This is a genomic window from Streptomyces sp. CBMA123 (assembly GCF_014596465.1).
Taxonomy (GTDB): Bacteria; Actinomycetota; Actinomycetes; order Streptomycetales; family Streptomycetaceae; genus Kitasatospora.
In genome coordinates this window covers 1-8,783 of sequence record NZ_MECK01000225.1, presented here as the reverse complement: position 1 = coordinate 8,783, position 8,783 = coordinate 1, and the positions used below count along the sequence as shown (strand labels likewise).

The window sequence follows — 8,783 nt, the reverse complement described above, 5'->3', positions numbered from 1 at the left end:
CGATCTCCGGCCGACGGCCTCGCGGCCCGGCTCGCCGGGCTGCCGGAGGCGGAGCAGCGACGGATCGTCCTCGACCTCGTCCGGGCCCGGGTGGCCGGGCTGCTCGGCCACGAGTCGGGCGACGCGATCGAGCCGGACCGCGCGTTCCAGGAGCTCGGCTTCGACTCCCTCGCCGCGACCGACCTGCGCAACCAGCTCAACACCCTGACCGGCCTGCGCCTGCCCGCGACCCTCGCCTTCGACCACCCGAACGCCGAGGCGGTGACGGGCCACATCGTCACCGAGCTGGCGGCCCGGACCGGAGCCGCGAGCGGGGACGGGCCGGACACGGAGGCCGACCTGCGCGCCGCGCTGCAGTCGATCCCGACCCGCCGCCTCCGTGACGCCGGCCTGGTCGACGCCCTGCTCGATCTGGCCGACGACCGGGGCCGTCCCGTCCATCCGACGGCGACGGACCGCCCCGGGACGGCGACGGACGTCCGCCACGACCCGATCGCGATCGTCGGTATGTCCTGCCGCTACCCGGGCGGGGTGACCACGCCCGAGGAGCTGTGGCGCCTGGTGACCTCCGGCGGGGACGCGATCTCCCCGTTCCCCGCCGATCGCGGCTGGGACCTGTCCGCGCTCCGCACCGAGGGCTCGTACTACACCCGCGAGGGCGGATTCCTCGACGGCGCCGCCGAGTTCGACCCCGGCTTCTTCGGGATCTCCCCGCGCGAGGCCCTCGCGATGGACCCCCAGCAGCGGCTCACCCTGGAGCTCTCCTGGGAGGCACTGGAGCGCGCCGGCATCGACCCGACCGGCCTGCGCGGCACCCGCACCGGCGTCTTCGCCGGGGTGATGTACCACGACTACCCGGGCAGTGACGGCAACGGCAGCGTCGTGGCCGGCCGCGTCTCGTACGAGCTCGGCCTGGAGGGGCCGGCGGTCGCGGTGGACACCGCCTGCTCCTCCTCGCTGGTCGCGCTGCACCTGGCCGTCCAGGCGCTGCGGCAGGGCGACTGCTCGCTCGCGATCACGGGCGGCGTGACCGTCATGGCCACGCCGGGCGTGTTCGCCGAGTTCGGCCGACAGGGCGCGCTGGCCCCGGACGGACGGTGCAAGTCCTTCGCGACCGCCGCCGACGGCACCGGCTTCGCCGAAGGCGCCGGCTTCCTGGTCGTCGAGCGGCTGTCGGACGCCCTGCGCAACGGGCACCCGGTCCTGGCGCTCGTGCGGGGCAGCGCGGTGAACCAGGACGGTGCGTCGAACGGCCTGACGGCGCCGAACGGCCCGTCGCAGCAGCGGGTGATCCGGCAAGCGCTCGCCAACGCCCGCCTCGGCGCCGACCAGGTCGACGTGGTCGAGGCGCACGGCACCGGTACGACACTGGGTGACCCGATCGAGGCACAGGCCCTGCTCGCGACGTACGGCCAGGGCCGCCCCGAGGAACTGCCCCTCCTCCTCGGCTCGATCAAGTCGAACATCGGCCACACCCAGGCCGCGGCCGGTGTCGCCGGTGTGATCAAGATGGTGCTCGCGATGCACAACGGCGAGCTGCCGTCGACACTGCACGTGGACGAGCCGAGCGCGAACGTGGACTGGTCGGAGGGGGCCGTCCGGCTGCTGACCGAACCCCGGCCCTGGGCTGCGGGCGACCGTCCGCGCCGCGCCGGCGTGTCCTCCTTCGGCATCAGCGGTACCAACGCCCACGTGATCATCGAGGAGGCCCCGGCGGCCGTCCCGTCCACGGTGGTGCCGGAGGTCGAACCGGGGGCTGTCCCGTGGCTGCTGTCCGCCGTGACCCCGGAGGCCCTGCGGGCGCAGGCCGAGCGGCTGCTCGCGGCCGACGCCGACGCCCGTCCGATGGACGTCGCGTACTCGCTGGCGACGACCCGTGCCGCGCTCGAACACCGCGTCGCCGTGGTCGGCGACGGGCCGGAGCAACTCCGCGCCGGCATCCGGGCGGTCGTGGACGGCGAGGCGCTGACCGGCGTCGCGACGAGCGGGCGGGTGGCCTTCCTCTTCTCCGGGCAGGGGACGCAGCGGCTCGGCATGGGGCGCGAGTTGTCTGCGCGCTTCCCGGTGTTCGCGGAGGCGTTCGATGAGGTGTGCGCGGGTCTGGACGTGCCTGTGCGCGAGGTGGTGTGGGGTGCGGACGCGGAGCTGCTGAACCGGACGGAGTACGTCCAGGCGGGCCTGTTCGCGGTCGAGGTGGCGCTGTTCCGGCTCATCGAATCGCTGGGTGTGCGGCCGGAGTTCGTGGCCGGGCACTCGATCGGTGAGGTGGCCGCGGCGCACGTGGCCGGGGTGTTCTCGCTCGCGGACGCCTGCACGCTGGTGGCCGCTCGCGGCCGGCTGATGCAGGCGCTGCCGGAAGGCGGCGCGATGCTGGCCGTGCAGGCGACGGAGGACGAAGTCCTGCCGCTGCTGGGTGAGTTCGTGTCGATCGCGGCCGTCAACGGCCCGCGCTCGATCGTCGTGTCCGGCACGGAGGAGGCCGTCTCGGCGATCGAGGCCCACTTCGCCGACCGCAGGACGTCCCACCTACGGGTTTCGCACGCGTTCCACTCGCCGCTGATGGACCCGATGCTGGCGGACTTCCGTACGGTCCTCGACGGGCTGACGTACCACGCGCCGTCGATTCCCGTCGTCTCCAACCTCACCGGCGAACTGGGTACGGATCTTTGCGCCCCCGACTACTGGGTGCGCCACGTCCGCGAGGCCGTCCGCTTCGCCGACGGCATCCGGACCCTCCACGAGGCCGGCGTCAACCGTTTCCTCGAACTCGGCCCCGACGCCGTCCTCACCGCCCTCACCGCGAGCGCGCTGCCCGACGCCGAGGCCGAAGCGGTCCCGGCGCTGCGCCGCGGCCGCGACGAGGAGCGGACCGTCGTCGAGGCGCTGGCCCGCCTCCACGTGCTCGGCGTCCCGGTGGACTGGTCCGGCCTCTACGAGGGGACGGGCGCCCGCCGGATCGCCCTGCCGACGTACGCCTTCCAGCACCGCCGCTTCTGGACGGACGCCTCGGCGTTCTTCCCCACGGCCGAGTCCGCCGGGCTCCGGAACGCCGAGCACCCGCTACTCACCGGCTCGCTCGAACTGGCCGGTACCGCCGGGCTGGTGCTCACCGGCCGGCTGTCGGCCCGGTCGCACGGGTGGCTGGCGGACCATGTCGTCGCGGGCTCGGTCCTGGTGCCGGGCACGGCGCTGGTGGAGCTGGCGGTGCGCGCCGGCGACGAGGCCGGCTGCGACCTGGTCGAGGAGCTGACCATGGCCGCACCGCTGGTCCTGCCCGAGGACGGGTCCGTCCGGATCCAGGTGCGCCTGGCCGAGCCGGACGAGTCCGGCCGTCGCGCGGTCGGCATCCACTCCACGGCGGACACCGGTCCGGATCCGGTCTGGACCCTGCACGCGAGTGGCGTGCTGGGCTCGGGCGCGGTGCCGCCGGCGTTCGACGCCGCGGTGTGGCCGCCGTCCGACGCGGAGGTGGTCGACACGGCCGGGCTGTACGAGGGTCTGGCGGAGGCCGGGTTCGGGTACGGCCCGGCGTTCCAGGGCCTCCAGGCCGCCTGGCGGCGCGGGGACGAGCTCTTCGCGGAGGTCGCCCTGCCCGAGGGCACCGACGGAAGCGGCTTCGGCCTGCACCCGGCGCTGTTCGACGCCTGCCTCCACGGCTTCGCCTTGGCGGGCTCCGGCGAGGTCGGCGGGGTGCCGTTCGCGTGGGAGAACGTGGCGCTGCACGCCTCCGGGGCGTCCGCGGTGCGGGTGCGCCTGACGCGGTCGGCCTCCGGCGAGCTGGCGCTCGCCCTGGCCGACGCCGACGGCAGGCCGGTGGCCTCGGTCGGCGCGCTGACGGTGCGCCCGATCGCCGCCGAGCAGCCGGCTGCTGGGACGCGGGTGGGCCGGGACGAACTCTTCCGGGTGAACTGGGTGCCGGTGAAGGTCTCCGAGGCGCCGGAGTTCGTGGCGGTGGAGTCGCTGGCGGAGGTGCCGGCGGAGGTGCCGCCGGTGGTGGTCATCGAGACGGCCGCCGTCGACGACGACGTGCACGCGCGGACGGCGCAGGCGCTGGAGCTGGTGCAGGGCTGGCTGGCGGAGGAGCGTTTCGCGGGCTCGCGGCTGGTGTTCGTGACGCGTGGCGTGGTGGCGGGCGAGGACCTGCCGGGCGCTGCGGTGTGGGGTCTGGTGCGGTCGGCGATGTCGGAGGAGCCGGGCCGGTTCGGCCTGGTGGATCTGGCCGGTTCGGAAGAACTGCCGCCCGCCGCCCTGGGCGTGGACGAGCCGCAGCTGCTGGTCCGCGACGGGGAGATCCTCGCGGCCCGGCTCGCCCGGACCGAACCGACGCCCGACGCGACCGTGTGGCGGGGTGAGGGGACGGTTCTGATCACCGGCGGTACGGGCGGCCTCGGCCGTCTGGTCGCCCGGCATCTCGCGGCGGAGCACGGCGTGCGCAGCCTGCTGCTGGTCAGCCGTCGCGGCGCGGACGCCGAGGGCGTCGACGCGCTGCTCGCCGAGCTGGCTGCACTCGGCGCGGACGTGGCGGTCGAGGCGTGTGACGTGGCCGATGAGGCCGCCGTCGCCGAGCTGTTCGCCCGGCACGAGATCCGCGCGGTCGTCCACACGGCGGGGGTGCTCGACGACGGTGTGGTCAGCTCGCTGACCCCCGAGAGGGTCTCCGCCGTCCTGCGCCCGAAGGCGGACGCCGCGTGGAACCTCCACCGGGCCGCCGACAACGTCGACGCCTTCGTCCTGTTCTCGTCGATGGCCGGCACGTTCGGCAGCGCGGGCCAGGGCGCCTATGCGGCGGGCAATGCCTACCTGGACGCGCTGGCACTGCACCGGCGTTCGCTCGGCCTGCCCGCCGTCTCGCTGGCCTGGGGCCCCTGGTCCGACGTGGCCGGAATGACCGGCACCCTCACCGACGCCGAGCGCGAGCGGATGACCCGCGCCGGAGTGCCGCCGCTCGGTCCGGAGCACGGGCTGGCACTGTTCGACGCGGTCGCCACCGGCGTCGAGCCGGTCGTCCTCCCCGTCCGGCTCGACCTTCCTGTTCTCCGGGAGCGGGGCGACGCCCCCGCTCTGCTGCGCGGCCTGGTCCGGACCCCGGTGCGCCGGGCGGCCACGGCCCCCGCTGCGGTCGATCTGACCCGGCGGTTGTCGGGCCTGGGCGCGGACGAGCGGGGTGCGGCGGTCCTGGACCTGGTGCGTGACCAGATCGCCGTGGTGCTGGGCCACGACGGCCGGTCGACGGTGGACCCGTCGCGGGCGTTCCATGACCTCGGCTTCGACTCGCTCACGGCGGTCGAACTGCGCAACCGGCTGAAGTCCGTGACCGGTCTCCGGCTGTCGGCCACCGTCGTGTTCGACTACCCGACCGCCGACGCGCTCGCGCGCTTCCTGCTGGAGGGCCTGTTCGGCGCCCCGGAGACGGCGGACCTGCGACCGGCGGCCCTGCCGGTGCCCTCCGACGACCCGATCGTCCTCGTCGGGATGGCCTGTCGCTACCCCGGTGGCGTGGCGTCGCCGGAGGACCTGTGGCGGCTGGTAGCCGACGGCGTGGACGCGGTGTCGGAGTTCCCGGCCGACCGTGGCTGGGACGTCGAGACCCTCTACGACCCGGACCCGGAGCACAGCGGCACGTCCTACACCCGCACGGGCGGGTTCCTGCGGGAGGCGGCGGCGTTCGACGCGGCGTTCTTCGGGATGAGCCCGCGTGAGGCGCTGGCGACGGACGCGCAGCAGCGCCTGCTGCTGGAGACCTCGTGGGAGGCGCTCGAGCGGGCCGGGATCGACCCGGTGTCGCTGCGCGGCAGCCGGACGGGAGTGTTCGCGGGCGTGATGTACGCGGACTACGCGAACCTGCTCGGCGGCCGTGAGTTCGAGGGGCACCAGGGCAGCGGCAGCGCGGGAAGCGTGGCCTCGGGCCGGGTGTCCTACACGCTGGGCCTGGAGGGACCGGCGGTGACCGTCGACACGGCGTGCTCCTCCTCCCTGGTGGCGATGCACCTGGCCGCGCAGGCGCTGCGCAGCGGTGAGTGCACGCTGGCCCTGGCCGGCGGCGTCACCGTGATGTCCACCCCGGCGACGTTCGTCGAGTTCTCCCGGCAGCGCGGCCTGGCCGCCGACGGCCGCAGCAAGGCCTTCGCCGAGGCGGCGGACGGCGTCGGCTGGGGCGAGGGCATCGGCATGGTGGTGCTGGAGCGCCTGTCGGACGCCCGTCGCAACGGGCATCGCGTCCTTGCCGTTCTGCGGGGGAGCGCCGTCAACCAGGACGGTGCGTCCAACGGCCTCACCGCGCCGAACGGCCCGTCGCAGCAGCGGGTGATCCGGCAGGCCCTCGCGAGCGCCGGGCTGTCGACCGCCGACGTCGACGCCGTCGAGGCGCACGGCACGGGCACGACGCTGGGCGACCCGATCGAGGCACAGGCGCTCCTGGCGACGTACGGGCAGGACCGTGACGTCCCGCTGCTGCTCGGCTCGATCAAGTCGAACATCGGCCATTCCCAGGCCGCGGCCGGCGTCGCCGGTGTGATCAAGATGGTGCTGGCGATGCAGCACGGAGTGCTCCCGCAGTCCCTGCACATCGACTCGCCCTCCACCCATGTCGACTGGACGGCCGGCGCCGTCGAGCTGCTCACCGAGCGCACCGACTGGCCGGCCACCGACCACCCGCGCCGCGCGGGCGTGTCGTCCTTCGGGATCAGCGGCACCAACGCGCACGTCATCCTGGAACTGCCCGCATCGGGGGAGACGGAGGACCGGGCGGCCCCCGGCCTGGTGCCGTGGGTGGTGTCCGCCAAGTCGGAGGCGGCGCTGGACGCGCAGCTCGTGCGGCTCACGGACGCCGACGAGCTCCGCGCCGCCGACGTGGCGTTCACCCTGGCCGGACGGTCGGCGCTGCCGCACCGCACCGTGCTCGTGGACGGCGTGGAAGTGGCCCGGGGGGTCGCGGCCGACGGCAGGACGGCTTTCCTGTTCTCCGGACAGGGCTCGCAACGGCTCGGCATGGGGCGGGAGTTGTACGAACGGTTCCCGGTGTTCGCCCGGGCCTTCGACGAGGTGTGCGAGGCGCTGGAGCTTCCGCTTCGGGACGTCGTGTGGGGTTCGGACGCGGAGCTGCTGAGCCAGACCGCTTACGCCCAGGCCGGTTTGTTCGCCGTCGAGGTGGCGCTCTACCGGCTCGTCGAATCGCTGGGCGTCCGTGCGGAGTTCGTGGCCGGGCACTCGATCGGTGAGGTGGCCGCGGCGCACGTGGCCGGGGTGTTCTCGCTGGCGGACGCCTGCGCGCTGGTGGCTGCTCGCGGCCGTCTGATGCAGGCACTGCCGTCCGGTGGTGCGATGCTGGCCGTGCAGGCGACGGAGGACGAAGTCCTGCCGCTGCTGGGCGAGTTCGTGTCGATCGCGGCCGTCAACGGTCCGCGCTCGATCGTGGTCTCGGGCGCGGAAGACGCCGTCGCGGCGGTCGAGGCGCACTTCGCCGACCGCCGGACCACGCGGCTGCGGGTGTCCCACGCGTTCCACTCGCCGCTGATGGACCCGATGCTGGAGGACTTCCGTACGGTCCTCAACGGGCTGACGTACCAAGCCCCTTCGATTCCCGTCGTCTCCAACCTCACCGGTGAACTGGGTACGGATCTGTGCGCCCCCGACTACTGGGTGCGCCACGTCCGCGAGGCCGTCCGCTTCGCCGACGGCATCCGGACCCTCCACGAGGCCGGCGTCCGCCGCTATCTCGAACTCGGCCCCGACGCCGTCCTCACCGCCCTCACCGCGGGCGCGCTGCCCGAGGACGCCGACACCGTGGCCACCCCGGCGCTCCGCAAGGACCGCCCCGAGGAGGCGAGCCTCCTCCGGGCCCTCGCAGGCCTGCACGTCCACGGCGTGAAGGTCGACTGGCGGGCCCTGCTCGCCGGAGCGGGCCGGCACCTCGCCGAGCTCCCGACCTACCCGTTCGAGCACCGGGACTACTGGCCGACCGGCCTGGCCGGCGGCCGGGGCGCCGAGTCCGCCGGGCTCAGGAACGCCGAACACCCGCTGCTCACCGGCTCGCTGGAGCTGGCGGACAGCGACGGCCTCCTGTTCACCGGTCGGCTGTCGGTGCGCTCCCACCCGTGGGCGGCGGACCACGTCGTCATGGGCTCGGTCCTGGTGCCGGGCACGGCGCTGGTCGAGCTGGCCGTGCGCGCGGGCGACGAGGTCGGTTGCGACGTCGTCGAGGAGCTGACGCTCGCCGCGCCGCTGGTCCTCCCGGGGACGGCCGCCGTGCAGCTCCAGGTCGCCGTCGGGGCGCCGGACGACGCGGGCCGCCGGCCTGTGACCGTCCACTCCCGGCCCGGTTCGGGCGGCCCGCACCCGTGGACCCTGCACGCCGGCGGTGTGCTGGGCACGGGGACGGGCACGGCACCGACGGCGTTCGACGCCTCCGTGTGGCCGCCGGCGGGCGCCGAGCAGGTCGACCTGACCGGCCTCTACGACGGCCTGGCGGACGCCGGGTTCGGGTACGGCCCGGCGTTCCAGGGCCTCCGGGCGGTCTGGCGCCGCGGCGACGAGCTCTTCGCGGACGTCGCCCTGCCCGAGGGCGTCGAGGGCGGCGCCTACGGCCTGCACCCGGCCCTGTTCGACGCCTGCCTGCACACGCTCGCCGTGGGCGGCACTCCTGGGGAGGGCGGTGCCGGCGAGAGCGGCGCCGGGGTGCCGTTCGCGTGGGAGCACGTCGCGCTGCACGCCTCCGGGGCGTCCGCGCTGCGGGTCCGGCTGGCGCCGTCGGCGTCCGGTGGGCTGGCGTTGGCCGCGGCCGACGC

General features: G+C 74.8%; 1 protein-coding gene. It reads left to right on the top strand.

The genetic code is table 11. The features are described from left to right. Nucleotides 1-8,783, top strand: an 8,783-nt coding sequence (locus BG452_RS24235) for a type I polyketide synthase (protein ID WP_188306477.1), incomplete at both ends; no start/stop codon positions are given.